This is a genomic window from Duganella sp. CF458, assembly GCF_900113115.1.
In the GTDB taxonomy this organism is placed as follows: Bacteria; Pseudomonadota; Gammaproteobacteria; order Burkholderiales; family Burkholderiaceae_D; genus Rugamonas.
The window spans coordinates 318,211-343,053 of sequence record NZ_FOOF01000001.1; the positions used below are offsets into that span (position 1 = coordinate 318,211).

The 24,843-nt window shown below is 61.2% G+C and carries 25 protein-coding genes, 1 tRNA gene and 1 pseudogene; 12 read left to right on the forward strand and 15 right to left on the reverse strand.

Annotated features, from left to right (window positions below; translation table 11 throughout):
- Positions 1 to 12: 12 nt before the first annotated feature.
- A complete protein-coding gene (locus tag BM269_RS01410) occupies positions 13 to 5,193 on the reverse strand; it encodes a VCBS domain-containing protein (protein WP_090434881.1) in 5,181 nt (1,726 codons plus the stop codon).
- Positions 5,194 to 5,533: 340 nt separating this feature from the next.
- Between BM269_RS01410 and BM269_RS01415 the strand changes: the two genes are divergently transcribed.
- Positions 5,534 to 5,610 (forward strand) — tRNA-Met (locus BM269_RS01415).
- On the opposite strand, the gene BM269_RS01420 is transcribed toward BM269_RS01415, so the two are convergent.
- The 6 genes from BM269_RS01420 to BM269_RS01445 form a co-directional block, all read right to left on the reverse strand.
- Positions 5,602 to 6,543, reverse strand: a complete 942-nt coding sequence (locus BM269_RS01420; RefSeq protein ID WP_090434883.1) for an acyl-CoA desaturase — start codon at positions 6,541 to 6,543, stop codon at positions 5,602 to 5,604. The genes BM269_RS01415 and BM269_RS01420 overlap by 9 nt on opposite strands.
- Positions 6,527 to 6,865: an ArsR/SmtB family transcription factor gene (locus tag BM269_RS01425; RefSeq protein WP_090434886.1), complete on the reverse strand. Its 339-nt coding sequence runs from the start codon at positions 6,863 to 6,865 to the stop codon at positions 6,527 to 6,529. Before BM269_RS01425 ends, BM269_RS01420 begins: the two co-directional genes overlap by 17 nt.
- A gap of 70 nt (positions 6,866 to 6,935) precedes the next feature.
- Complete coding sequence (locus tag BM269_RS01430) at positions 6,936 to 7,265, reverse strand: thioredoxin family protein (RefSeq protein ID WP_090435572.1); 330 nt, start codon at positions 7,263 to 7,265, stop codon at positions 6,936 to 6,938.
- A 32-nt stretch (positions 7,266 to 7,297) separates the two neighbouring features.
- Positions 7,298 to 8,875, reverse strand: a complete 1,578-nt coding sequence (locus tag BM269_RS01435) for an aldehyde dehydrogenase (NADP(+)) (RefSeq protein ID WP_090434889.1) — start codon at positions 8,873 to 8,875, stop codon at positions 7,298 to 7,300.
- Positions 8,876 to 8,916: 41 nt separating this feature from the next.
- Entirely contained in the window at positions 8,917 to 9,735 is an 819-nt protein-coding gene (locus tag BM269_RS01440; RefSeq protein ID WP_090434892.1) for a ChaN family lipoprotein, read from the reverse strand.
- 31 nt (positions 9,736 to 9,766) lie between these two features.
- Entirely contained in the window at positions 9,767 to 10,606 is an 840-nt protein-coding gene (locus BM269_RS01445; protein ID WP_170860250.1) for an alpha/beta fold hydrolase, read from the reverse strand.
- A 103-nt stretch (positions 10,607 to 10,709) separates the two neighbouring features.
- Here BM269_RS01445 and BM269_RS01450 point away from each other — a divergent pair, with 103 nt between their 5' ends.
- Positions 10,710 to 11,258, forward strand: coding sequence for a CGNR zinc finger domain-containing protein (locus BM269_RS01450; protein ID WP_229204452.1), 549 nt, complete (start codon positions 10,710 to 10,712; stop codon positions 11,256 to 11,258).
- On the opposite strand, the gene BM269_RS01455 is transcribed toward BM269_RS01450, so the two are convergent.
- A complete protein-coding gene (locus BM269_RS01455) occupies positions 11,255 to 12,154 on the reverse strand; it encodes a LysR family transcriptional regulator (RefSeq protein WP_090434902.1) in 900 nt (299 codons plus the stop codon). The two genes, BM269_RS01450 and BM269_RS01455, sit on opposite strands and share 4 nt — an antisense overlap.
- Before the next feature lie 101 nt (positions 12,155 to 12,255).
- On the opposite strand from BM269_RS01455, the gene BM269_RS01460 reads away from it, so the two are divergent.
- Positions 12,256 to 12,987: an SDR family NAD(P)-dependent oxidoreductase gene (locus BM269_RS01460; RefSeq protein ID WP_090434905.1), complete on the forward strand. Its 732-nt coding sequence runs from the start codon at positions 12,256 to 12,258 to the stop codon at positions 12,985 to 12,987.
- Positions 12,988 to 13,001: 14 nt separating this feature from the next.
- Entirely contained in the window at positions 13,002 to 13,211 is a 210-nt protein-coding gene (locus tag BM269_RS01465; protein ID WP_090434908.1) for a tautomerase family protein, read from the forward strand.
- Here BM269_RS01465 and BM269_RS29330 read toward each other — a convergent pair.
- The 3 genes from BM269_RS29330 to BM269_RS01475 are packed head-to-tail and all read right to left on the reverse strand — an operon-like array spanning position 13,206 to position 15,632.
- On the reverse strand, positions 13,206 to 13,379 hold the full coding sequence (locus BM269_RS29330) for a hypothetical protein (protein ID WP_170860251.1): 174 nt from the start codon (positions 13,377 to 13,379) through the stop codon (positions 13,206 to 13,208). The genes BM269_RS01465 and BM269_RS29330 overlap by 6 nt on opposite strands.
- Before the next feature lie 59 nt (positions 13,380 to 13,438).
- On the reverse strand, positions 13,439 to 13,984 hold the full coding sequence (locus BM269_RS01470; RefSeq protein ID WP_090434911.1) for a DUF1697 domain-containing protein: 546 nt from the start codon (positions 13,982 to 13,984) through the stop codon (positions 13,439 to 13,441).
- Positions 13,985 to 14,036: 52 nt separating this feature from the next.
- Positions 14,037 to 15,632, reverse strand: a complete 1,596-nt coding sequence (locus BM269_RS01475; protein WP_090434914.1) for a sensor histidine kinase — start codon at positions 15,630 to 15,632, stop codon at positions 14,037 to 14,039.
- A 118-nt stretch (positions 15,633 to 15,750) separates the two neighbouring features.
- Here BM269_RS01475 and BM269_RS01480 point away from each other — a divergent pair, with 118 nt between their 5' ends.
- On the forward strand, positions 15,751 to 16,089 hold the full coding sequence (locus BM269_RS01480) for a hypothetical protein (protein WP_090434917.1): 339 nt from the start codon (positions 15,751 to 15,753) through the stop codon (positions 16,087 to 16,089).
- Positions 16,086 to 16,931: an HDOD domain-containing protein gene (locus BM269_RS01485; protein WP_090434920.1), complete on the forward strand. Its 846-nt coding sequence runs from the start codon at positions 16,086 to 16,088 to the stop codon at positions 16,929 to 16,931. The genes BM269_RS01480 and BM269_RS01485 overlap by 4 nt, the downstream gene beginning before the upstream one ends.
- A 13-nt stretch (positions 16,932 to 16,944) precedes the next feature.
- Here BM269_RS01485 and BM269_RS01490 read toward each other — a convergent pair whose 3' ends face one another.
- Both BM269_RS01490 and BM269_RS01495 read right to left on the reverse strand, forming a co-directional pair.
- The gene (locus BM269_RS01490; protein WP_055929479.1) at positions 16,945 to 17,289 is read right to left on the reverse strand and encodes a hypothetical protein; all 345 of its coding nucleotides are present in this window, start codon (positions 17,287 to 17,289) and stop codon (positions 16,945 to 16,947) included.
- Positions 17,290 to 17,494: 205 nt separating this feature from the next.
- Positions 17,495 to 17,797, reverse strand: coding sequence for a hypothetical protein (locus tag BM269_RS01495; RefSeq protein WP_090434924.1), 303 nt, complete (start codon positions 17,795 to 17,797; stop codon positions 17,495 to 17,497).
- Positions 17,798 to 17,891: 94 nt separating this feature from the next.
- Between BM269_RS01495 and miaB the strand changes: the two genes are divergently transcribed.
- Genes miaB through ybeY form a run of 3 tightly spaced genes read left to right on the forward strand, consistent with a single transcriptional unit; the run spans position 17,892 to position 20,732 of the window.
- A complete protein-coding gene (miaB, locus tag BM269_RS01500; RefSeq protein ID WP_090434926.1) occupies positions 17,892 to 19,226 on the forward strand; it encodes a tRNA (N6-isopentenyl adenosine(37)-C2)-methylthiotransferase MiaB in 1,335 nt (444 codons plus the stop codon).
- Positions 19,223 to 20,290: a PhoH family protein gene (locus tag BM269_RS01505; protein WP_090434929.1), complete on the forward strand. Its 1,068-nt coding sequence runs from the start codon at positions 19,223 to 19,225 to the stop codon at positions 20,288 to 20,290. Before miaB ends, BM269_RS01505 begins: the two co-directional genes overlap by 4 nt.
- Positions 20,274 to 20,732, forward strand: a complete 459-nt coding sequence (ybeY, locus tag BM269_RS01510; protein ID WP_090434932.1) for an rRNA maturation RNase YbeY — start codon at positions 20,274 to 20,276, stop codon at positions 20,730 to 20,732. The genes BM269_RS01505 and ybeY overlap by 17 nt, the downstream gene beginning before the upstream one ends.
- Here ybeY and BM269_RS30090 read toward each other — a convergent pair.
- A pseudogene (locus BM269_RS30090) lies at positions 20,729 to 20,899 on the reverse strand (CorA family divalent cation transporter); the annotation flags it as partial. The gene ybeY and the pseudogene BM269_RS30090 overlap by 4 nt on opposite strands.
- Between BM269_RS30090 and BM269_RS30095 the strand changes: the two are divergent.
- The 3 genes from BM269_RS30095 (at position 20,865) to lnt (ending at position 23,690) form a co-directional block, all read left to right on the forward strand.
- A complete protein-coding gene (locus tag BM269_RS30095) occupies positions 20,865 to 21,203 on the forward strand; it encodes a hypothetical protein (protein WP_307152298.1) in 339 nt (112 codons plus the stop codon). The pseudogene BM269_RS30090 and the gene BM269_RS30095 sit on opposite strands and share 35 nt — an antisense overlap.
- A gap of 70 nt (positions 21,204 to 21,273) precedes the next feature.
- Positions 21,274 to 22,152: a CorC family transporter gene (locus tag BM269_RS01520; RefSeq protein WP_090434938.1), complete on the forward strand. Its 879-nt coding sequence runs from the start codon at positions 21,274 to 21,276 to the stop codon at positions 22,150 to 22,152.
- Positions 22,152 to 23,690 carry an apolipoprotein N-acyltransferase gene (gene lnt / locus BM269_RS01525; RefSeq protein ID WP_090434941.1) on the forward strand — a complete coding sequence of 513 codons (1,539 nt, stop codon included), beginning with the start codon at positions 22,152 to 22,154 and terminating at the stop codon, positions 23,688 to 23,690. The genes BM269_RS01520 and lnt overlap by 1 nt, the downstream gene beginning before the upstream one ends.
- Here lnt and BM269_RS29335 read toward each other — a convergent pair.
- Positions 23,687 to 24,736 (reverse strand): Yae1 family protein, encoded by a 1,050-nt coding sequence (locus BM269_RS29335; protein ID WP_090434943.1) that lies wholly within the window; start codon positions 24,734 to 24,736, stop codon positions 23,687 to 23,689. The genes lnt and BM269_RS29335 overlap by 4 nt on opposite strands.
- Between the last annotated feature and the right edge of the window lie 107 nt (positions 24,737 to 24,843).

A 24,843-nucleotide genomic window follows, 5' to 3' on the forward strand; every position in this document is an offset into this window, starting at 1 on the left:
GCTGTTAGCAGTTCATGAACCAACCTTGATGTCGTTGTAGTCGAAGGTGTCAGACGGATCTGTCAGCACCAGTTTCGCGACCAGGGAGCGGCCTCCAGAGCCTTGTCCATCCGAGTCATAGTAAAGGTTGCCCGTTACGCTGTCGTAGATCACTCTTACGCCGGCGCCCACCAGGTCGGTGACACCACCGCCGGCAGACATAGCGAATTCGGATGATGACAGGCCATTGCCCGCCGTTGTCGTGATTCCTGCAAACACTGCCAGCGACAATTCGATCATGTCTCCACTCGCAGCCGAACCAGATGCATTGAAGTCCGTAATCGAATCGACGGCGTTGGGTGCCGTATCGAAGACGAAAGTGTCGTTGTCGGCACCGCCGGTGAGCGTGTCGGCACCAGCGCCGCCGACGATGCGGTCGGCGCCTGCCTGGCCATTGATCGTATCGTTGCCTGCGCCACCGCGCAGTTCATCAGCGGTCGCCAACCCTGTCAAGGTATCGGCGAAGGCCGTGCCAATCACACCCTCGAAACTGGCGTATGTATCGTTGCCAAGGCCCGCTGCGCTGAATGTTCCGGCACCATTAAGACCCATCGTAAAAGTGATACCCGCCGTAGCATCGGAAAAGTCAAGCAGGTCCTTACCGCCTTTACCGTCAAGCGTGTCGTTACCCGCACCACCGCGGATGATGTCATTGCCGGAGCTACCGTTGATGGTGTCGTTCGAGGAGCTACCGATGACGCCCTCCACGTTCTTGTACAAGTCATTGCCAAGGCCACCCGCACCGCTAGTGTTCGTAGCGTTGATACTTTGAACCAGCGTGAAATTGGTCAGCGCGCTGCCGTCGGACATGTCGAGCATGTCCTCGCTGCCGTCGCCGCCGTCAATCGCGTCGTCGCCGCTGCCTCCGCGCAGAATGTCGTTGCCGGCCCCACCAGACAAATCGTCGTTGCCACCTTCGCCGACCAGAAGATCGTTGCCGCCGAATCCCCTCAACGTATCTACCGCATTTCCGGCCCCACCGTAGAAGCTGTCGCCTGGCGCACCGCCGGTCAGGGTATCCGCCCCGTTATCGGCATCAATATAGGAAGCCTGGTAGTTACCAGCTCCGCTGAGATCAATCGTGTCGCCACCGCCGCTGCTGGTGACTGCCTTCACGTCGATCAATACCGTACCTGTCGCGGTTCCACCCCGGCCATCCGACACCGTGTATTGGAAACTGCCAACCGATGTGCCGGCCGCACCGCCGCTTTTGAAGGTAATGCCGTTGCTGGTCAACGATAAGTTGCTGATCCCAGATGCGGCGCTCACGCTGGTGATCGTCAACGCGGAACCGTCAATATCGATATCGTTTGCCAGCAGCGCGCTCGTTGAAATCGTGACGTTAGTGTTGCTTGAGACGATGATCCGGTCGCCAGCGGAAACGGGAGCAAAGTTGTCGTCAATGATGGTGATGGCGGCAGTGTCGGTAGCCGCAGAGAAGGCCGAGCTGCCACCATTCGTGGTTGTGCTGACCTTTGTTCCCGCCGTTCCGCTGCTACGATCCCAGGCACGGAAAGTCAGGCCGTCGCTGACAGTTCCATTGAAGTCCAAATTGCCCTGGAAGTAGATTCTGGTGTTCGCATCCGCGGACAGCAACAACGCAGACGAATTCGACACCGTGCCAACCGTCGCCCAATTGGCACCGCCGTTGGTGGAATACCACCATGTTCCGCTAGTGGCGTTAGTACCAGTCAACGCGATACCGGTGAGTGCACCAGTATCCGCATCAGTCACATTATCGAGGCCGCCAAGCGGTGGATTCAGATTGACCAGGCCTGAAACGAGCGTGCCCACCGCGCCGATTGGGGCCCCGGCATCTTCGACAACATTTGTCATGACAGGAGATGCCGCCATATTCAGGACCGGCGCATCATTGATGCCGGTGACAGTGAATTTCGCCGATGCCGGAGTGGTCGTGATGCCGTCGGATACCTGATAGCTGACCATCACTTCTTTAGTCTGGCCTTGTGCGAGGCTTTGATAGTCCGCATGGCTTGGATCGAGCGTAAAGCTATGCGTCCCGACATCGTAAATAACACCTGCCGGCAGTACAGCCGGAACCGATTGCACCATGAGTGTCGTGCCGGCATCTACATCCGACGCGTGGGCCAGCGCATTGAGCGTCACTGCCACACCGTCTTCAGTCGCACTGCCAGTCACCGCACCCGTCACCACCGGCGCATCGTTGGTGCCGGTGACGGTGAATTTCACTGATGCCGGCGTGGTCGTGATGCCGTCAGACACTTGATAGCTGACCGTTACCTCTTTAGTCTGGGCTTGCGCCAAACTCTGATAGTCAGAATGGCTTGGATCCAACGTGAAGCTGTGCGTCCCGGCGTCATAACTGACACCTGCGGGCAGTACAGCGGGAACTGAATCCACCGTCAAATTCGTGCCGGCGTCCACATCCGAGGCGTTGGCCAGCGCATTCAGCGTCACCATCACACCGTCTTCAGTCGCGCTACCAGTCACCGCGCCCGTTACCATTGGTACATCGTTGGTGCCGGTGACGGTGAACTTCGCTGATGCCAGAGTGGTCGTGATGCCGTCAGAGACTTGATAGCTGACCATCACCTCTTTGGCTTGGCCTTGCGCTAGGCTCTGATAGTCAGAATGGCTTGGGTCCAGTGTGAAGCTATGCGTCCCGGCGTCATAACTGACACCTGCCGGCAGTACGGCCGGCACCGATTCCACCATGAGTGTTGTGCCAGCATCGACATCCGACGCGTTGGCCAGTGCATTGAGCGTCACCATCACATCGTCTTCAGTCGCACTGCCAGTCACTGCACCTGTCACCACCGGTGCATCGTTGGTGCCGGTGACGGAGAACTTCACTAATGCTGGAGTGGTCGTGATGCCGTCGGACACTTGATAGCTGACCGTTACTTCTTTCAACTGGCCTTGCGCTAGGTTCTGATAACCTACATCGCTTGGATCCAGCGTAAAGCTGTGCGTCCCAGCGTCGTAACTGACACCTGCCGGCAGTACGGCCGGCACCGATTCCACCATGAGTGTCGTGCCGGCATCCACATCCGAGGCGTTGGCCAGCGCATTGAGCGTCACCATCACACCGTCTTCAGTCGCGCTACCAGTCACCGCGCCCGTTACCATTGGTACATCGTTGGTGCCGGTGACGGTGAATTTCACTGATGCCGGAGTGGTCGTGATGCCGTCAGAGACTTGATAGCTGACCATCACCTCTTTAGTCTGACCTTGGGCCAAGCTCTGAAAGTCTGGATGGCTTGGGTCCAGCGTGAAGCTGTGCGTCCCTGCATCGTAACTAACGCCTGCCGGTAGAACAGCCGGTACAGACTCCACCATGAGTGTTGTGCCAGCATCGACATCCGATGCATTAGCCAGTGCATCGAGCGTCACCATCACATCGTCTTCAGTCGCGCTGCCAGTCACCGCGCCCGTTACCACCGGCGCATCGTTGGTGCCGGTGACGGTGAACTTCACCGATGCAGGAGTCGTCGTAATGCCGTCAGAGACTTGATAGCTGACCATTACCTCTTTCGCCTGGCCTTGCGCGAGGCTTTGATAGTCCGCATGGCTTGGGTCCAGCGTGAAGCTGTGCGTACCGGCGTCGTAGCTGACACCTTCCGGTAGAACAGCCGGTACCGATTCCACCATGAGTGTTGTGCCAGCATCGACATCCGATGCATTAGCCAGCGCATCGAGCGTTACCATCACATCGTCTTCAGTCGCGCCGCCAGTCACTGCACCCGTCACCACCGGCGCATCGTTGGTGCCGGTGACGGTGAATTTCACTGATGCTGGAGTGGTCGTGATGCCGTCGGATACTTGATAGCTAACCGTTACTTCTTTCAACTGGCCTTGAGCGAGGCTCTGATAGTCAGAGTGGCTTGGATCCAACGTGAAGCTGTGCGTCCCTGCATCGTAACTGACACCTGCCGGCAGAACAGCTGGCACCGATTGCACCATGAGTGTCGTGCCGGCATCGACATCCGACGCGTTGGCCAGTGCATTGAGCGTCACTGCCACACCGTCCTCAGTCGCACTGCCAGTCACCGCACCCGTCACCACCGGCGCATCGTTGGTGCCGGTGACGGTGAACTTCACCGATGCTGGAGTGCTCGTGATGCCGTCGGACACCTGATAGCTGACCGTCACCTCTTTCGCCTGGCCTGCTGCCAAACTCTGATAATCCGCATGGCTGGGATCCAGCGTGAAACTGTGTGTCCCGACGTTGTAGCTGACACCTGCCGGCAGGACAACTGGTACTGACACCACCGCCAAAGTCGTGCCGGCATCCACATCCGACGCATTGGCTAGTGCGTTGAGCGTTACTACCGCACCGTCCTCGGTCGCACCGCCAGTCACCGCTCCCGTCACCACCGGCGCATCATTGCTGCCCACAATGGTGATGGTAATGACTTTAACCGCCCCATCAGCACTGGTCACGGTGAAGCTGTCGCTCAGGGTATCGTTGGCCGCCAGTTCCTGCACGCGACTGTCGGCGTTGTTTAGCGTGTAATGCCACTCGCCATTCGCGGATACGCTGTAAGTACCGTACTTTGCTGCCTTGCCGGCATCCACGGATTGAAAGAGATTGTCAGTGCCGTTCAAGTCGTCAGACTTGAGCAAGCCGCTGACAGTTGGCACCCCGGGATTTGAATTGCCGACACCCCCGGCTTCGACGGCGGTGCCTGCAGCATTGCCGGTGATCAGTGACGTAAGGTAATCAACCTGGGCGTAGTTGCCGCCCGACTCAGGTTTCACCCAAACTGCCAGCTTCTCCATCATTTGGACTGTCAGCGTGGACGTCCCAAAGTTGAATACGAAATCGCTGGCCGATCCGTTCGATACTTCACCCTGGGGGCTGACCTTGACGGTAGAAAGAAACTTCACATACCGTTCCAACTCCCAGCGCACCGCTGGATCGTTCCATTGTTCGAAACTCAGTTGCAGCCGAACCGTGTCGATGCCGGAGCCGCCGGTGTACACATCCTTGAAGCCCCCCAGATTTTCCGAGACGGTGTAGATAAGCGTATCGTTTCCCGCGCCCCCGTTGACCTGGTCGCTACCAGCACCGCCATTGACAAGATCATCACCGTTGCCGCTGTTGATAATGTCACTCCCGCTGGTGCCGGTAATCGTGTCGCTTCCATTGGATCCGGTAATGGTGCCCATGGTCTTCTCCCTAGACTTCGCCGTTTGACCGGCGATAGATGATTAATCGTAAATATTGATTCTTTTCATCCAGCTAAATTGATCGAGAGGCATTTATATTTCCTATCCTCATCGATAACAATTTAACAGCCGAGTTTGCACAAGCGCATGAGTACATTGCCCTCTTCTCGCTAGGTGTGAGAGCCCATCAATAGGGTGTTGGGAGCAGGGCTTTTGTCACGTTTCGCACAGGAATCTTCTTGCTAGGCAAAACTTTGGCAGGCGCCATGATCCGTACGTTGAATTACCAATTAATCAACCATTGACAACATATGTGAACCACCGCATAATGCATGGCTCTGGTGATATAGCTCAGTTGGTTAGAGCATAGCATTCATAATGCTAGGGTCGGTGGTTCAAGTCCACCTATCACCACCAAAGATTCATCAGAAGTGGCCTGAACCGGCAACGGTCCAGGCCATTTTTGTTTTCCAGCCTGTCCGGCAACTGCAAATCCCTCACCAATCCAAAGTGTTCCAAGGCTCGCAAGGCCCACCAGCCAGGATCCCACTCCCCTTCCGCCAGCCCAAGCCGCGCCGAATGCGGGAAGGCGTGATGGTTGTTATGCCAGCTCTCCCCCATCGTCAATAGCGACGTCCAACGGATGTTGCGGCCCTGGACTGCTGCGCCGTCCACTTCATACGACATATCGCCGTGGTTATGGGCGAAGTAGCCGATCAGCCAATGGCCTGTCACGCCGGCGACGACGCGGGCGCAAACGCCCCAGCAAACGAACGCCCAGCCGCCCCATACATAGAAGAGCACAGCCAACGGCAACTGCTGGAGCATCCATGTCCGTTCGAGGAACCGATAGAACACGTCGCCGGCGATACGCGGCTCAATGTGGATTGCCGGCGGGTTGTCCAGCACCAGATCGCAATGCAACTGCCACCAGGCATCGCGCCCGAATCCCGCGCCATGCCTCAAGTATGGGTGGCAGTCGCGCTGGCGCTGCGCGTAATCACGCAGCTCGTGCTGGCGCAGCAAGCCAATCGGTCCGGCCAGGCCCACTTGCACACCAGTCCAGACCAGCAGGTACTCCAGCCATTTGGGACATGCAAAGCTGTTGTGAATCAGCTTGCGATGGCTTCCAAGCGAGTGTCCGAACAGCAGTACGAAGACTGTGGCAGCGACAAACAGCGCCATCGCCGGCAACTGTGGATACGCGATCGCCCCGAATGCCGCGCCGCCCCACATCGCCACCAGCCAGAGCGATTTCACCGGCGAATAACGCACCTGGCCGGCGCACACCTCTGCCAGATCCTCGCTTGCGATGCGATGATTTCTTATGACGTTACGAATCCTTCTCATGCCGGCCTCCCTTTTTTGCCACAGCCATCGCCCGCGATTCGCGTTTGAGCGGACGCCCTACCGGACAGACCTCCAGCGCGTAGCCGGTCAACGTGTTCACCAGGTTGTCGCCGTTCAGTTTGTAGAACACGAACTGCCCTCGCCTTTCGCTGCTGACCAGGCCAGCGTTTTCCAGCACCGATAAGTGCCTCGAAATTGCCGGCGCGCTGATGCCGAATCGTTCGGCAAGGTCGGACGTGGAAAGCTCAACTTCAGACAAGTACGCAAGGATCTGGCGGCGCGGTTTCGACGCGAGCGCTTCAAAGACTTTATCGAGTTCCATAATTACAAAATTAACTAATTCGTTAATAGTTAAATCGTTTTTGGGGCCGAAGTCAAGTCGCTTGAATTAATCAGGGTTCAATGCCGGCGATCCGGCCGAAGCCTTCGCGCAACTCATCGGCGTCTTCAGGCCGGACAACGCGCGCAACTTCTTTGCCGTCTTTCAGGAAGATCACAGTCGGCCAAAGTTTGATGCGGAAGGCACGGCCCAGCACGCGGCCAGGACCGTCTTCCACCTTGAAGTGAGGGATGTTGGCGTACTCGCGGTATGCTTCGGCGATCGCCGGCTGGGCACCACGGCAATAGCCGCACCAGTTGGTGCCGAATTCCAGCACCGCAGGTCCGGTGAGCGCATCAATGCCTGCCCGGGTGGGCTGCTCTGTCTTGTACACAGTTTCCATCATGCGGCCCACCTTACCATGATCCGGCGGGCCTATGCGCCCGGCTGGATCTTGCCGTCGACCACGCGCGGCACGTTTTGCGGATTGCTGTTGGCCAGGGTCGATGGCAGCGCCCATTCCGGCGCATCCTGGTAGCACACCGGACGCAGGAAGCGGTCGATGGCGGTAGCGCCGACCGAGGTACTGCGCGGATCGGAAGTCGACGGGAACGGGCCGCCGTGCACCATGGCGTGCGCCACTTCAACGCCGGTCGGGAAGCCGTTGAACAGGATGCGGCCAGCCTTGCGCTCCAGCGTTGGCAACAGGCCGGCGGCGATTTCGCGGTCGTCGGCGGTGGCGTGCACGGTGGAGGTCAACTGGCCTTCCACGTGTTCGGCGATGCGGCGCAGGTCGGCCGCGTCACGGCAGCGCACCAGCACCGAGCTCGGGCCGAAGTTCTCATCTTCCAGCGCTGGCGTGGACAGGAAGGTGTCGACGTCAGTGCTGTACAGGTGCGGTCGTGCCGCGCAGGCGGCACTGCCCGCGCCGCCTTGTGCCAGCAGCTCCACCTTGTCCAGCGAGGACAGCTTGCCAACGCCTGCTTCGTACGACTTGTGGATGCCTGGAGTCAGCATCGTGGTCGATGGCTTGGCCTGGACCGCCGCCACTGCAGCGGCGGCAAACTCGTTCAACTCGGGACCTTCCAGGCCAATCAGCAGGCCCGGATTGGTGCAAAACTGGCCGGAGCCCAAGGTCAGCGAATCGGCAAAGCCTTGCGCGATGCGCGATGCGCCAGCTTTCAGCGCGCCCGGCAGCAGGAATACGGGATTGATCGATGCCATTTCTGCGTACACGGGAATCGGCTCCTTGCGGGCCTGGGCGATACGCACCAGGGCCAGGCCGCCGCCGCGCGAGCCGGTGAAACCGACCGCCTTGATGGCCGGATGCGCCACCAGGTCGCCACCGATCTGCACATCGCCGATCACCAGCGAGAACACCCCTTCATGCAGGCCGCAATCGGCCACGGCCTTCTGGATCGCCTTGCCCACCAGCTCAGAGGTGCCGAGGTGCGCAGGGTGGGCTTTCACTACTACCGGACAGCCGGCGGCCAGTGCGGACGCCGTATCGCCCCCGGCTACCGAGAACGCCAGCGGGAAATTGGAGGCGCCGAATACGGCGACCGGGCCGACGCCGATCTTGCGCATGCGCAGGTCGGAGCGTGGCGGCACGCGTTCGGGCAACGCGGAGTCCAGCGTCGCGCCCAGGAACAGGCCGTCGCGCACCACCTTGGCGAACAGGCGCAGCTGGGTGACGGTGCGGCCGCGCTCGCCTTCCAGGCGAGCTTGCGGCAGGCCGGATTCCTGCATGGCGCGCTCGATCAGTTGCGGGCCGATGTCGAGGATGTTTTGCGCCGCCTGCTCCAGGAATTGCGCACGCTTTTCCAGCGTGGTTTCGCGGTAGGAGTCGAATGCTTGCGCTGCCAGCTCACAGGCGCGCTGCAGGTCTCCCGGCGTAGCCATGCCGAATGCTGGCTCGATTTCGATATTGCGGGCCGGGTCGGTGGCCTTCATCGGGCCTGCGCTGCCTTTGATGGCGGCTCGTCCGATCAACATTTCACCTGCGATCTGCATTCTTTGCTCCTTGATTGATTGGGGTCGGCAGGGCCGAAAGTTTACTTGAATTTGGCGCAGGGGTCTGTGCGCTTTTGCGCAGCTACCTTGCGGATTTCGTCATAGCTGCCTTGCAGGCCATCCGGCTCGATGAAGCCTATGGTGCGCACGTTCAGCTTCGGTTCAATAGCGTTCAGCCAACGCGGCACGCCGATGTCCTTGCGCACATGGCCATTGCCGGCGATGAGGACCACATCGCGCGGCTGCTGCTGGCGGATCAGCTTGGCCATCCAGATATCGCGCGCCACCTGGGCGTTGACCATGCCGGGCAACATCATGTCCGGCGCCATATTGCAATGACCTTCCTGGATCGCCTTCTCCTGGCCGCGGCGCAGGTCCGACGGCAGCGGGTCCTTCAGCTTGTAGGCGGCAACGGTGGCGGCATCGAAACTGGAGGCGACGCCGTCGCGCACCACTTTCGACGCATCGGTGCGCGACAGGTTGACGGCCACCAGCGGCAGGTGGTTGCTCAGCGCGAGCTGGATGATCGGGTGGTAAAGCTGCCAGTCCCACCCTTTCTTGTTCATGACGTTGATCACACAGGAAGCGTCGAGGCAGCCCTTTTGCGCTTCATCCAGCAGGCCTTGCGATTCGCGGTCGAACTGCTCCATCGCGATGACCGGGCGCCAGCCGGCTTCCACGCGCTGGCGCAAATCCTCGAAGCGCAGCTTGTGGCCTTCCTTGTTGTCGTGCACCTCTCCGAGCAAGAGCACTTGCGGGTTGGAGGCGGTGGTGGGGGCCGTGTAGGTAACGGCTTGTTTGCTGCTGCAGCCGGCCAAAGCCAGGCCGGCCAGCAGCAGTGCGATGGTGTATGGCTTCATCGATGCGTGGTCAGGCTATCCTCGAAAGCGTCTAGTCTAACAGGGCATGGATGGCTTTGCCGATCACCTCGGCGTGGGTCTCCAGCGCGAAATGGCCGGTGTCCAGCAATTGCACGATGGCGTTCGGGTTGTCGCGGCGATAGGCCTCGGCGCCCGGTGGGGTGAAGAACGGGTCGTTCCGGCCCCAAATCGCCAGCGTAGGCAGCTGCGCTTTGCGGAAAAACTCCTGGAACACCGGGTACAACTCGAGGTTCTTGCGATAGTCGTAGAACAGTTTGAGCTGGATGTCGATATTGCCGGGGCGCGCCATCAAGGCCGAGTCCAGGGTGTAGGACTCGGGCGCCACGCTGGCGGGATCGGCGACACCGTGGGTGTATTGCCATTTGGTTGCATCCGGCGTCAGGAAGCCGCGCATCACATTGGTGTTTTCTTCATTCGGGTCAGCCCAGTGTTTGCGCATTGGGGACCAGCCATCGCTCAAGCCCTCCAGATAGGCATTGCCATTCTGTGAAATCAGGGCGGTAACGCGTTCCGGTTTGGCGGCGGCCAGTCGCAGCCCGACCGGGGCGCCGTAGTCGAACACGTACAGCGCGAATTTATCCAACTTGATGGCCTGCAGGAAGGCTTCCATGGTGCGGGCCAGGTTATCGAAGGTGTATTCGTAATGGCGCTCCGCAGGCACCTCGGTGAAGCCGAAGCCTGGCAGGTCGGGAGCGATGACGCGGTATTTAGTCGCCAGCAACGGGATCAGGTTGCGGAACATGTGGGAACTGGTGGGGAAACCGTGCATCAGCAGGATCGCCGGTGCGTCCGGCGCGCCCGCTTCGCGGTAGAAAACGTTGACGCCGTCGGCCTGGATGGTGCGGTTCATAATTAACCTTTTAAAGTTTGTTTTGATGGTTACCAGATTACTCCTGCCGCGTAACTTGTCAAGCATTATTTTGATGGTTACAATAGACCAGGAGGACAGGAAAATGATCGAGTTCTATGGCGACCATCCCGCGCTGGATTTGCTGAATACCGTCGTGCAGGGCGAGGAAACCTGGCATGACGATGCGGACGTCATGGCATGGCTGGCGGCGGCCGGGCAAAGCACGGCACCGGAAGGCGCACCCGGCAAGCCGGGCGAGCTGCTGGCGGCGGCGCGCGCCCTGCGCGAGACAGTCCGTGCCGCCGTGGCGGCGCGCAAGGGTGGCACGCGGTTCGACGCCGGCGCGCTGAACACGGCGCTGGCGCACGCCGAGCGTCACATGGTGCTGGTGGAGGAAAGTGGGGCTGGACTGTCCTTGCAGGCCCGCTACGCTGCCCGCACGCCGCAGCAGTTATTGGCTCCCCTGGCGGAAGCGGCGGCGCAACTGCTGGCCACCGCCGATTTCAAGCTGGTGCGCAAATGCGAAGACCACGCCTGCACGCTGTGGTTCCTGGACCGCACCAAGTCGCATCGGCGCCGCTGGTGCAGTATGGCGCTATGCGGCAACCGCAACAAGGTCGCGGCTTTCCGCCAGCGCCAGCAGGAAGGCTAGCGCAGCAGGAATTCGACGAAGCTGCGCACCCGCAGCGATAGATGGCGCGCGTGCGGGTAAATCAGGTAGAAAGGACGCGCACAGCCGCCATGCTGCGGCAGCAATTCAAGCAGCGCCCCACTGGCCAGTTCGCGCTCCACGCAGAAGCGATAGGTTTGCGCGATACCGCCGCCATGCACGGCCAGCGTGCCCATGCCGAGGAAGTCTTCCGCACACACGATGGCGTCGCCGCCTGCCAGTTCAATCTGCGCGCCGTCGCGCATGAACTGCCAGGGAATCAGCCGCCCCGTGCTGGGCAGCACGAACTGGATGCAGTCATGCCGGGCCAGCTCCTCCAGCGATTTCGGCTTGCCGCGCCGCTTCAGGTAAGACGGCGATGCAACCAGCACCAGCGCCGCATCTTCCAGCTTGCGCGCGATCAGGGTCGAATCCTGCGGCGCGCGCCCGCGCACGGCCAAGTCATAGCCCTCTTCCGCGAAATCGATATTGCGGTTGCTGATGTGGACTTCCACCTGCACCTCCGGAAACTGCAGGCGGAATGCCGCGATGCGTTCCAGCAGACGGTAATGCGCATACGGCGTCGGCACGCTGATGCGCAGCTTGCCTGATGGCGCGGCCTGCTGCCCCGTCACCTCGCGCTCGGCTTCCACCAGCTGCGACAGCGCTTGCCGGCACTGCTCGAAGTACACCTTGCCGCCATCAGTCAGGCGGATCTGGCGCGTGGTGCGCACGAACAGGCGCACACCGAGGCGCTCCTCCAGCCGCGAGATCGACCGGCTCACCGCCGCCGGCGTCACGCCCGCCATTGCCGCGGCGGCGGTGAAACTCCCCTGCTCCCCCGCCAGCACGAACAGCTCGATGCTGCCCAACTGCATATCATCGAAGTGGCGTTGCATTCATTACCCCATGTATCAAGTCAATTGCTGGAAGCCGTATTTATTCGCTTATGCGTCATAAGTATAGTGGACTCACCGTAACCCAACTCATGGAGTTTCAAATGACCAAGACAGCAATCGTCACCGGCGCATCCAGCGGCCTCGGTTTCGCCATCGCCAAGGCCTACCTGGCGCGCGGCTACAACGTGGTGGGCAACGCCCGCACCATGGACCGCCTGCAAAGCGCGGCGGCACAACTGGGCAATCCGGCCAACTTCCTGCCGGTGGCCGGCGATATTGCCGCTCCTGCCACCGCCAAGGACCTGTTCGAGAAAGCCGCCGCACGTTTCGGCAAGGTCGACATCCTGGTGAATAACGCCGGCATCTTCATCGCCAAGCCGACCGTCGATTACACCGAAGCCGACACCGATGCCCTGGTGGCGACCAACCTGAAGGGCTTCCTGTTCCCGGCGCAGGCGGCGGTGCGCCACATGGAAGCCAACGGCGGCGGCCATATCGTCAACATCACCGCCAGCCTGGGCGTGACGCCAGCCAAGGCAAGCGCCCTGCTGCCGGTACTGGTCAAGGGCGGCCTGAACATGGCCACCCGCGCCCTGGCGCTGGAAGTGGCCAGCAAGAACATCAAGGTGAATGCGGTGGCGCCAGGCATCATCAGCACCCCGCTGCATAGCCCGGATGCCGGTACCCAGGAATTCCTGAAAGGCCTGGTACCGACCCACAAGATGGGCACGGCCGAAGACATCGCCGACGCGGTGCTCTACCTGACCGATTCCACGTTCATTTCCGGCCATGTGCTGACGGTCGACGATGGCGCCGCGGCCGGCAACTGGTAAGCAAGGAGAGCGACATGCCCTACGTGAACATCAAGGTCACCCGCGAACAAGGCGGCCCGACCAGGGAACAGAAGAAGGAACTGATCGTCCGCACCACCCGCATGCTGCAGGAGGTGCTGGACAAGGACCCGGCCACCACCTTCGTCATCATCGACGAAGTGGAGACCGATAGCTGGGGAGTGGGAGTTGAATCGGTGACCGAGCGACGGGCGCGCGAGTCATAAACCGCAAACGCTGTGGATATTGCTGAATGCGACACCACCGACAATGGCGCGCCCAATGCAACTGACTTTCTGCCAGCCATTGTCGGCCACGGCGAAGCCGCCGATGACCAGCACCAGCACCACGGCGCCGAGAATCAGCGCCCCCCTTATCGAATCGTTAATTCTCATTGTTTATCTGACAAATTCATGGACAAGCGATTTTAGACGCTCAATGCGGCACTCGACAACTAATTATTTGCCATCGCGTGCAGTTTGCTGATGGTGCTCCAGTTGCGCGAGGTGACCGCGTCGCCCAGCGCCTTGCCCATGGCGGCGGCAGCGCGGCTGGCCAGCACGCCGTCCGGGCACCAGATATAGGCGGCGTGGCGGCCCAGGGCGAAGGCCTCCGGATGCCAGCTCTGGCGCGCCAGCGGTTCCAGCTTGCCACGGTCTTCGTCGGGTTTATTGAGGACCGCCACCAGCAGGCGCGAATGATCGTTGGCCACGTTCTGCAGGCTGTTTTCGAGGACGATCTCAGCCAACCGGGCGGCCTCGATCACGGTGACTTTGGCGGGCACGCCGAGCTTCAGCACCAGCGCTTCCTCGATGCGTGCGGCACAGTCGGCCGCATCGGTGGCGCTGCAATCGAACACGACGTTGCCGCTGTTGAGCAGCGTGCGCACATCGCCGAAACCCATATCGCTCAGCACCTTGCGCAGATCGGCCATCGCAACGCGTTTTGCGCGTCCGACATTAATGCCGCGCAGCAAGGCGATCAGGCGCTGCTTTTCCATAACTTTCCCCCCTGCAGGCCCCAGTATGGGGCAGACGCGCCAGCGGCGGCGCTCAGCTCACCGTGGGGGCGTGCAGCGGGGCATCCGGATGCTTGTCTCCGTTCTCTTCGCCCGGCGTCACGCGCGGGATGCGCAGCACGAAGCTGGCGCCCTTACCCTGCGTGCTCGACACCGAAATGGTGCCACCGAACTGCTTGACGATCAGGTTGAAGACAATGTTCAGGCCAAGGCCGGTGCCGCCCTGCCCGCGCCGGGTGGTGACGAAGGGATCGAACACCTTGTCCAGCATATCGGGGGCGATCCCCTTGCCGTTGTCGACCACCTGCATTTCGATGCTGTCGCCTTCGGGGATGACGTTGATATCGATATTGCCCGCGCCCTCAGGCTCGAAGGCGTGCTCGACGCAGTTCAGCGTGAGGTTGGTGATGACCTGGGCCAGGGCGCCGGGGTAGCTGTCCAGCATGATGTCGTCGGGACAGTTGATCGCGACCACGATGCGGGTCTTCTTCAGCTTGGGCTGCAGGCTGGACACCACTTCGCCGATGTACTCCTTCAGCTCGAAGCGGCGGCGCGCTTCGCTGACCTGGTCGACCGCGATCTGCTTGAAGCTGTGGATCAGGTGCGCCGCGCGGTAGGCGTTGTTCATGATCAGGCGCGCGCTCTCGCCGGCCGTGTCGATGTACTTCTGGATCTCCGACTTCTTCACCTGGCCGGCCTTCATCGACTCGTCGACGGCGGTGGTGGCATCCATCAGCACCGAGGCGCTGGTCAGCGCAATGCCGACCGGCGTATTGATTTCATGCGCCACACCGGCCACCAGCGAACCCAGGGACGCCAGGCGCTCGGCCTGCAACAGCGATTCCTGGGTGCGCTGCAGGTCGTCCAGCGCCTGCGCCGTTTCCTGCGCCGAGCGGCGCGCCAGGTCTTCCGCTTCGCGCGTGCGCTTGATGATGGACTTCACCTTGCGCTGGATGGCGTTGAAGCCGCGGATCACATCGCCCAGTTCATCGCTGCGCTTTTCCGGCAGTTCCTCCACTTCATCGGAACCGCGCGTGGCCAGTTCGAACAAGCCGTCGCGCAGCTTCTTCAGCGGATCGAACACGATGCGCAGCGAGAACGCCAGCGCCACCACCAGGATCAGGTCCAGTGTCAGTACTTCCACCACCTTGCGCCGCACTTCGGCGGCCAGCGTGGCATCGATCTGGGCGCGGCTGAAATTGACCACGACGCGGCCGACGATGACCGGCTTCAATGCACTGCCGGCGGCGCCGGCATCGCGGTAGGCCAGGTCGGCCACCACCGGCGCTCCCGGCACGGTGGTTTCGGATTCGATCGGGGCGATGCTGCCGTCGTCCTTGCGGCGCTTGCCGGAGAACAAGCCGACCGAGGTGTCATAGACACGGATCGCGACCAGTTCCGGCGGCAGCATCTCCGCCGCCACGATATTGTCGACCTTGGCCTTGTCGAGGTCCCACAGGGCAGATGGCAAACTGGTCTGCAAACGGGTCAGCACCCCTTCGCGCAAGCGCTGGTTGGCCACTTCCAGTTCATGGCCCAGGCTGTACTGCGCGTAAGTACCGGAAATGCCCAGCACAACGGTGACGATCACCACGAACAGTGCGGTCAGCCGGCCTTGGATACCAAACATTCACTCCCTCCCCGAATTCCCACCAATGTACGGGATGGAGTGTTGCTTGGCAAGATTTTAAGGGTGATGGCTTTCCATCACTGAGGTAAGATTTGTTGTGCATACCATGGAGAACGAAATGACGGGCACTTACCGCCACCTGCCCCTCGCTAAAGTCGAGCCCGGCATGGTGCTTTCAGACGAACTGCTGGACACGCATGGCCAGGTGCTGCTGCCGGCGGGCGCCGTGCTGAGCGAGCGCATGCTGGCGCGCTTGCAGGACCACGGCATCGAATCGCTGGCCGTGGTGGACGACACGCCGCCCGACCCGGCGCAGAGCGCCGCCGAACGCGCAGCCCAACTGGCGCGCATCGGCGTGCTGTTCCGCCGCCACGATCCCGCCAATGCCGAGGACTGGGCGGCCCAGGTACTGCACACCCTGGTCACCGAATTCCGCGTCGGCAAGGAGGTTGCATGAGCGAACAGCTCAGTTATGACGATGTGGTGAAAAACCTGGAGGACCTGCCGTCGCTGCCCGCAGTGGTGATGGAATTGCTTAACAGCGTAGACCAGGAAGAAATCGATATCGCGGTGCTGGCCAGGAAGGTATCGCATGACCAGGCCCTGACGGCCAAGACGCTGCGCCTTGCCAACTCTTCGCTGTTCGGGCTGCAGGTCAAGGTGACCACGATCCAGCAAGCGATTACCTTTCTCGGTTTCCAGAGCACGCGCAACCTGATTACGGCAGCTGCCGTTACCGGCTGCTTTGCCGACAAAATGTGTCCCGGCTTCGACCACAATATGTTCTGGCGCCACTCGATCGCCACGGCGGCCTGCGCCAAAGTGCTGGCGCGCCACGTGCGCTTCAACCAGGATTACGCTTTCACGGCAGGCCTGCTGCACGATATCGGCCGCCTGGTGCTGGTCTCGACCTTCCCGGACCTGTATGCGACAGTGATCGCCTACCAGCAGGAGCATGATTGCTATCCGCTGGAAGCGGAACGCGCCGTGCTCGGCATCGATCATGTCGAAGCCGGACTGGCGTTGGCCGAACATTGGAATTTTTCCGATACGATGCGGCTGGCAATTGCCGGCCATCATGAACCAGGAACGCCGGGAGCCGGCTTCCTGGCCGCCATCGTGCACGTGGCCGACGCGCTGGTGCATGCGCTCGACCTGGTGCGGAAACCGGACGACCTGGTGCCGCCCGTTTCCCCGATTGCCTGGAAAGCGCTCAACCTGAGCGAAGACACTTTCCTGCACCTGTTCCGCGAAACGGAACTGCAATATGAAGAAATTGCCTTGGTGCTAATGGCCTAAGGCGCCGGCACGCTCAGTGCGCGCTGGCCTGCGGCATGCCGCCCTGGGTCGACGCGCCGACTGGCTTGTCTTCCGGTTTCGGGCGGCCTTGGGCATCCGACAGGCGGTACTTGGTGCGGCGGTCGCCCATCAAGTCACGCAGTTCGCGAATGCTCATGCCTGTCACTTCATGCATGCGGATCAGCAGCGAAGCGCCGACTGGCAAGCGGTGGTGACGGATCTTACTGATTACAGGTGGAGCAACTTCCAGCATGCGCGAGAGCGCAGCGTCGTTCTTCAATTGCATTTTGCCGAGCAGGATGTCCAGCAGGTGGTTCGGGTTGTAGCTTTCCTGCGAAGCGAGAGCGTGGTGTGCCATGATAATCCTCTCTTGACAGTGGAGTGTTGAGGAAAGGGCCTTGCAGTCTTGCTAAATTCTCATGCTGCTCTGCGAAGCGAACCTTGTTCAACATCAAGACTTGGCGATGATTTGCCGAAAATCTTGACAACAATGCCATTTCAACACAGTCATTATTCCTGTGTCGCACGAAAGAACCACACGGAAATTGTGTTGCGCGGATATTTCAGGCCGTAACGGAAATAATGCTGCCCGGTGCCGGCGTGCCTGGGGTCGGGCGGTTGGCCTGGGCGTTCTGGGCCAGCAGGTCTTGCCGGGTCAGGAAGTCTTGCAGGTCGGCCGACTGCGATTGCTCCAAGGCACGGGTTTCTTCGCGGCGGGTACTGGTTTGCTCGCTGCGCGCCGTCTGCTGTTCACGGATGCGCTGCTCTTCCTGCTGCAACTGGCGCTGTTCAGCCAGGCGTCGCTCGGCCGCGGCATTGTTGACCTGGAAGTTCTGGGTGGTCGGTCCTACTCCGTTGATAGCCATGACGTAGCTCCCGCAGAAAATTGCTTTTTTAACTCTAGGACCCGCAGCGCCCGATTTCAAGGGCTGCTTGGCGATTTACGGTAAACTTGCGGGTATGCAGAAAAAAGTATTCATTAAAACCTTCGGCTGCCAGATGAACGAGTACGACTCGGACAAGATGGCAGACCTGCTCGGCGCGTCCGAGGGACTGGTACGCACCGAATCCCCGGAAGACGCCGACGTTATCCTCCTGAACACTTGCTCCGTGCGCGAAAAAGCGCAGGAAAAGGTGTTTTCGGACCTGGGCACCTTCAAGAAGCTCAAGCAAGCCAAGCCGGAACTGGTGATCGGCGTGGGCGGCTGCGTCGCCTCGCAAGAGGGCGAAGCCATCGTCAAGCGCGCGCCCCTGGTGGATGTGGTGTTCGGCCCGCAAACCCTGCACCGCCTGCCGAAGATGATCGAACTGCGCCGCCACACCGGCAAGCCGCAAATCGACATCAGCTTCCCCGAGATCGAAAAGTTCGACCACCTGCCGCCGGCACGCGTGGAGGGCGCTTTCGCCTATGTCTCGATCATGGAAGGCTGCTCCAAATACTGTTCCTACTGCGTGGTGCCCTACACCCGCGGCGAGGAAGTGTCGCGCCGCTTCGAAGACGTGCTGACCGAAGTCGCCGGCCTGGCGGCGCAGGGTGTCAAGGAAGTCATGCTGCTTGGCCAGAACGTGAATGCATTCCGCGGCGTGACCGCCGACGGCAGCATCGCCGATTTCGCCATGCTGATCGAATACGTGGCCGAGATCCCGGGCATTGAGCGCATCCGTTTCGTCACCAGCCACCCGAAGGAATTCACGCAGCGCCTGATCGACTGCTACGCGAAGATCCCGAAACTGGCCGACCAGCTTTACCTGCCGGCCCAGCATGGCTCGGACAGGATCCTGGGCGCGATGAAGCGCGGCTACACGGCAATCGAATACAAGTCCATCATCCGCAAGGTGCGCGCGGTGCGCCCGAACGTGGTGATCTCCTCGGACTTCATCGTCGGCTTCCCCGGCGAGACCGACGAGGATTTCGAAGCCATGGTCAAGCTGGTTCAGGACGTCGACTTCGACAACAGCTTCAGCTTCATTTTCAGCAAGCGCCCCGGCACCCCGGCCGCCAACCTGGCCGACGATACGCCGGCCGACGTGAAGTCGGCCCGCCTGCAGCGCCTGCAAGCCCTGTTCGACGAGAACACCAGGCGCCACAGCGCCGCCATGGTCGGCATGACCATGCAGGTGCTGGTGGAAGGCCCGTCCAAGCGCGGCGGCAATGACATGCAGGGCCGCGCCAGCAATACCCGCACCGTCCACTTCGACGGCGGCGCCAATGCGCAAGCCCTGGTTGGCCAGCTGGTCAGCGTGCGCATCACTGAAAGCCTGGATTACTCCCTGCGCGGAGAAGCGATACTTTGAAAACAAAAACCCCGGTGCAACCGCACTACTTCGTTCCAGAACCGCTGGACAACACGCGCCTGGCCCATTTGTGCGGCCCGCTCGATGAGAACCTGCGCCAGATTTCCGCGGCGCTGGACGTGACCATTTTCCGCCGCGGCGAGAAGTTCATCGTCAGCGGCACCAACGCCGAACGCGCCGTTGCCATCCTCGAGCGCTTCTACGCCGTCGCCGACAAGGTGGTGCCGGTGGAGGAAGTGCAGCTGGCCCTGGTCGAACAGCGTGCCAGCGAAGCGCCGGACGATTTCGGTCCGGCCGGCGAAGAACCGCCCTTCCACGAGCCGGACATCACCAGCCCGCTGCTGAAGACGCGCCGCAACGACTTGCGCGGCCGCACGCCGCACCAGATCCGCTACCTGCGCAACATCCTCGACCACGACATCAGCTTCGGGGTTGGTCCGGCCGGCACCGGCAAGACTTACCTGGCTGTAGCCTGCGCCGTCGATGCGCTGGAGCGCGACGCCGTCAAGCGCATCATCCTGACGCGCCCTGCCGTGGAAGCGGGCGAGCGCCTGGGTTTCCTGCCGGGCGACCTGGCGCAGAAAGTCGACCCGTATTTGCGCCCGCTGTACGACGCGCTGTACGACCTGCTCGGCTTCGACCGCACCCAGAAAATGTTCGAGAAGCAGGTGATCGAGATTGCGCCGCTGGCATACATGCGCGGCCGCACCTTGAACCACGCCTTCGTGATCCTGGACGAGGCCCAGAACACCACCGTCGAACAGATGAAGATGTTCCTGACCCGTATCGGCTTCGGCAGCAAGGCCGTGGTGACGGGCGACGTGACCCAGGTCGACCTGGCCAAGCACCAGAGGTCCGGCCTGGTCGACGCCATGCACGTGCTGCGCAATGTGCGCGGCATCGCCTTCAGCCAGTTCTCCAGCGCCGACGTGGTGCGCCATCCGCTGGTGGCGCGCATCGTCGATGCCTACGAGAGCGCGCAGGAAGCCAGCGCCGAAATCGCTCCCCTGTTGCAAACCGTCAAACCCGCTGTGAAAGCTGTGCGCAATGTCCGAAAAAAATAAACTGACCCTTTCCGTCCAATACGCAGACCCGCGCCTGCAGCAGGAAATCACCCGCCCGATGATCCGCAAATGGGTCAAGGCCGCCTTGTTCGCACCGGCCGAACTCACCATCCGCTTCGTCGCTGCGGCAGAAGGCCAGGAACTGAACCGCGACTACCGCGGCAAGGACTACGCCACCAATGTGCTGACCTTCGCCTACAACGAAGGCGAGGAAGTGGCCGAGGACGAGCCGACCCGCGCCGACATCATCCTGTGCACCGACGTGCTGCAGCGTGAAGCCGCAGAACAGAAGAAAACCGTGGAAGAACATACCGCCCACCTGATCGTGCACGGCGTACTGCACGCCCAGGGCTACGACCACGAGGACGACCAGGAAGCGGCCGAGATGGAAGGCATCGAGACCGAGATTGTCACCGGTCTCGGTTATGCCGATCCTTACTAATCGCTCCTTTGGCGCAACAGCCAGGCGCCCGCCACCACGGTAAACAGCAAAGCGATGCCGGCGATGATCCAGAAGCCGGCCTGGTCGCCTGCCAGTGGCACGCCGCCGATATTCATCCCCAGCAAGCCCGCGATGATATTGATCGGCAGCGCCAGCACCGTCACGATCCTTGCCGCTGGCGTCGCGCACGATGCGGGTCGAGCGCGCGCCCTCTTCGTGCAGGCTGTCGTAGTATTCATTGGCCAGCACGGCATGTTCGCGCATCCATTTTTCGCTGGCGGTGTTGGCAAGATTGAAATGCAGCCAGAGGAATTCACCAGGTGGATTGGCAGGGTCACGCAGCCACTGTTCGGCCTCGGCGGCTTCGATCGGCAGCGGTTGCGGGCCGCGCCCGAACAGGTAACCGCAGACGAGGCCGCGCTGGTCGGAGCCATACGTGACTGCACTGATCTGCATGAGTTTCCAATCTGATAATTTCGGCCGGGACTCGGCCGTTTAGTGTATGCTATAGCACTTCGGAACGACGGCTTTCATGCCAATTATGCAAGAGCACTCTAGTAGCGTCAGGAATGACGCTAAACCACACCGGTCGCTGTTCGAGCGACTCACCGCCCTGATTTCCCCTGAGCCCGAGAGCCGCTCGGAGCTGCTTGAAGTCCTGCACGACGCCCATGAACGCAACCTGATCGATGCCGACGCGCTGTCGATGATCGAAGGCGTGTTCCAGGTGTCGGACCTGTCGGCGCGCGACATCATGATCCCGCGCTCGCAGATGGACGTCATCGATATCACCAAACCGATCGAGGAATGGATCCCGCTGGCGCTGGAAACGGCCCACTCGCGCTTCCCTGCCATCGAAGGTGAGCGCGACAAGGTGGTCGGCATCCTGCTGGCCAAGGATCTGCTGCGCTACTACGTGGAAGAATCGTTCGACGTGCGCGACATGCTGCGCCCGGCAATCTTCATCCCCGAATCGAAACGCCTGAACGTGCTGTTGCGCGATTTCCGCGCCAACCACAATCACATGGCCATCGTGGTCGATGAGTATTCCGGCGTAGCCGGCCTGATCACCATCGAGGACGTGCTGGAGCAGATCGTCGGCGATATCGAGGACGAATACGACTTCGACGAAGAAGAAGACAATATCCTCTCCATCAAGGAAGGCAAGATCGGCCCGCGCTGGCGCATCAAGGCGCTGACCGAACTGGAACAGTTCAACGAAGAGCTGGATGCCGACCTGGCCGACGAGGATGTCGACACCATCGGCGGCCTGGTGGCCAAACACCTGGGCCGCATGCCACACAAGGGCGATACATTCGACATCGCCAACTTGCGCTTTGAAGTGCTGCGCGCCGACGCGCGCCAGGTCCATGTGCTGACGGTTGAGAAACTGCCCGCCTCCCTGGACGAGCAGGACTGATGCGTTGGCGTAAGACCAAGGCAGGCGAACCGCCTGCCCCACCCCGCTCTACCCGTAGCCGCATGCTGATCGCAGCCATCGCCGGCGCGCTTGGCGTGTTTGCATTTGCGCCGTTCGGCTGGTGGCCGCTGCAGATCCTTTCCCTGGCGGTGCTGGTGTACCAGGCGTTGCGCGCCGATGGCGTGCGCGCTTCCGCCTTGGTCGGCTGGGCTTTCGGTTTCGGCTGGTGCCTGGCCGGTTTCCACTGGCTGTACATCGCGATCAACCGTTTCGGCGGCATGCCGGCGCCTCTCGCTGCCCTATCGATCGCCCTGCTGGCAGCGGCGATGGCCTTGTATGCTTCTGGCGCCGTGGCGGCTACCGCCTGGCTGCGCAAGCGCTGGCCGCTCCCCCTGCCGGCTGCCACCTTGCTGGTGCTGCCGGCCTTCTGGGCCTTGTTTGAATTCCTGCGCGGCTGGTTGTTTACCGGCTTCCCTTGGGTCACCGCGGGCTACGCACACAATACCTCGCCGCTGGCCGGCTACGCTCCCGTGCTGGGCGTATATGGCATCAGCTGGCTGGCTGCCATCAGCGCCGGCGCGCTGCCGCTGCTGATGCATCCTTTGCGCTACAAGGCGACTGCCCTGGTAGCGGCCATCTGGATCGGCGGCTTTGCGCTGGGCCGGATCGCATGGACCGCGCCGTCGGGCAAACCGCTGTCGGTGCGCCTGGTTCAAGGCAACGTGGCGCTCCAGAACAAGTTCGATATCAAGCATCTGGGCGATATCCTGCGCATGTACCAGCAACAGGTAACTGCGGCACCGGCCGACCTGATCGCCATTCCCGAAACGGGCGTGCCGCTGTTCGCCTCGCAACTGCCGCCGGGCTACCTGGATTCCTACGGCCAGTTCGCGCGCCGCACCGGCAGCCATATCGTGCTGGGCATCCCAATGACGAATGGAATGGAATATTCGAACAGCGTGCTGGGCTTGCCGCCGACGCTGGCGGCAAGCACCTACCGTTACGACAAGCACCATCTGGTGCCGTTTGGCGAATTCATTCCTACCGGTTTCCGCTGGTTCACCAACCTGATGCAGATCCCGTTGGGCGACCAGACGCGCGGCGCGGTCATCCAGGCGCCGTTTCCGGTGAAGGACCAGAAAGTGCTGCCGAACATTTGCTACGAAAATGTGTTCGGCGAAGAAATTGCGGAACAGATTTCGCTGACCGGCGCCACCGTCATGCTGAACGTGTCCGAGCTGGCCTGGTACGGTGAGTCGATCGCCATTCCGCAGCACTTGCAGATGTCGCAGATGCGCGCGCTCGAAACGGGCCGGCCAATGCTGAGCGCAACCAATACCGGCGCCACGGTCGTGATCTCCCCACGCGGCGAGGTGGCGCACGCGCTGCCTTACCGCCAACCGGGTGTGTTGAGCACAACGGTGCAAGGCATGTCGGGCGATACGCCTTACATCAAGCTGCAGAACAAGCTGTTCCTCGCGCTTGCCGCGCTGTCAATCGGGGCAGCCTGGCTGTGGTCGCGCCAGCGCCGCGCCTAAAACACCTCGTCGATGGTCCCGGCGGTCACCACCGCCAGGATCCAGCCCTCCAATTCCTGGATAGTCGCATTTCCAATGCGACTATCCACGTCCTCATCGTATTGTCCGAAGCGCTGGCTCAGCTGCGCACAAAGCAATTCCCGCATGGCAATCATGCGGCCTTCCAGGCGGCCTTCTTCCCTGCCTTCTTCCCTGCCTTCTTCCCTGCCTTCTTCCCTGCCTTCTTGCCAGCCTTCTTGCCGGCCTTCTTGAAGGCCCGCCTGCAGCCCCTGCTCCAAGCCTGCTGCAATTCCTCGCTGCAGCCCGCGTTCCTCGGCGCGCTCTTCCCATAGATATTTCCAGGCCATGTCCTGCCTCCCATCGAAAAATTCCTGCTGCTGCTCAAGCATGTACTGCAGCACTTTCGGCAATCTCATCATTCGGTCGATGAGATCAAATACATCGCGAAACTTCTGCTCTTCCCAACCGCACGAGCGGAGACCGGTCAGCAGACTACCTTTGACAAGCATCCTGTCCTCAGGTTCCCGGCGTGTGCGAAGTGTGAGCAAATGCGCCACCGTCAACCAGGCAAACACATTATCGCTAAGCAGAAGTTCAGCCAATCGCTCATCAAAATCGCGCAGTTTGATAATGTCAAACTCGAATGAAAGCCGGGTTCCGCCCGAGCAAAGCTCAAAGCGGTTGGGCGTCCAAGTCGGGCTGGGGTCGCCGAGGATTGCAATGCTACGTACCGGCAGGTGGAAATGGTCGTAGAGCCGATATTGACAAACAAACATGCGCTCGACAAAGCCCCGCTGCCGGGCGACCTGGATTTCGAGATGCCAAAGGCAAGGCTGGCCATCGGCGCCGGGCGCTCGGAGCAGCTTGTCGACCCGGAACAGGCCCAGCTTGCTGTCGCGGGTGCACTTGTCCAGCTCCTGGTCCATCCCCTCAGGCGCAGCGCGGCAGCCCCACGCTTCGCGCAGGAAAAGTTCCGTAAAATCAGGCCAGTAGCGTTCGATTGCCTGTTTCCAGACGGAGTCGTAGTCGGCATTCGGCGTGTCCATGCGGGTTGGACGGCCAGGCGGGTACCAGGTTCGGCCAGCAGGCACGAGCTTTGATATGGATCAAACGCCCAGCGGGCCGGGCAAAACTCTACAGGTTCGCCGCAAAA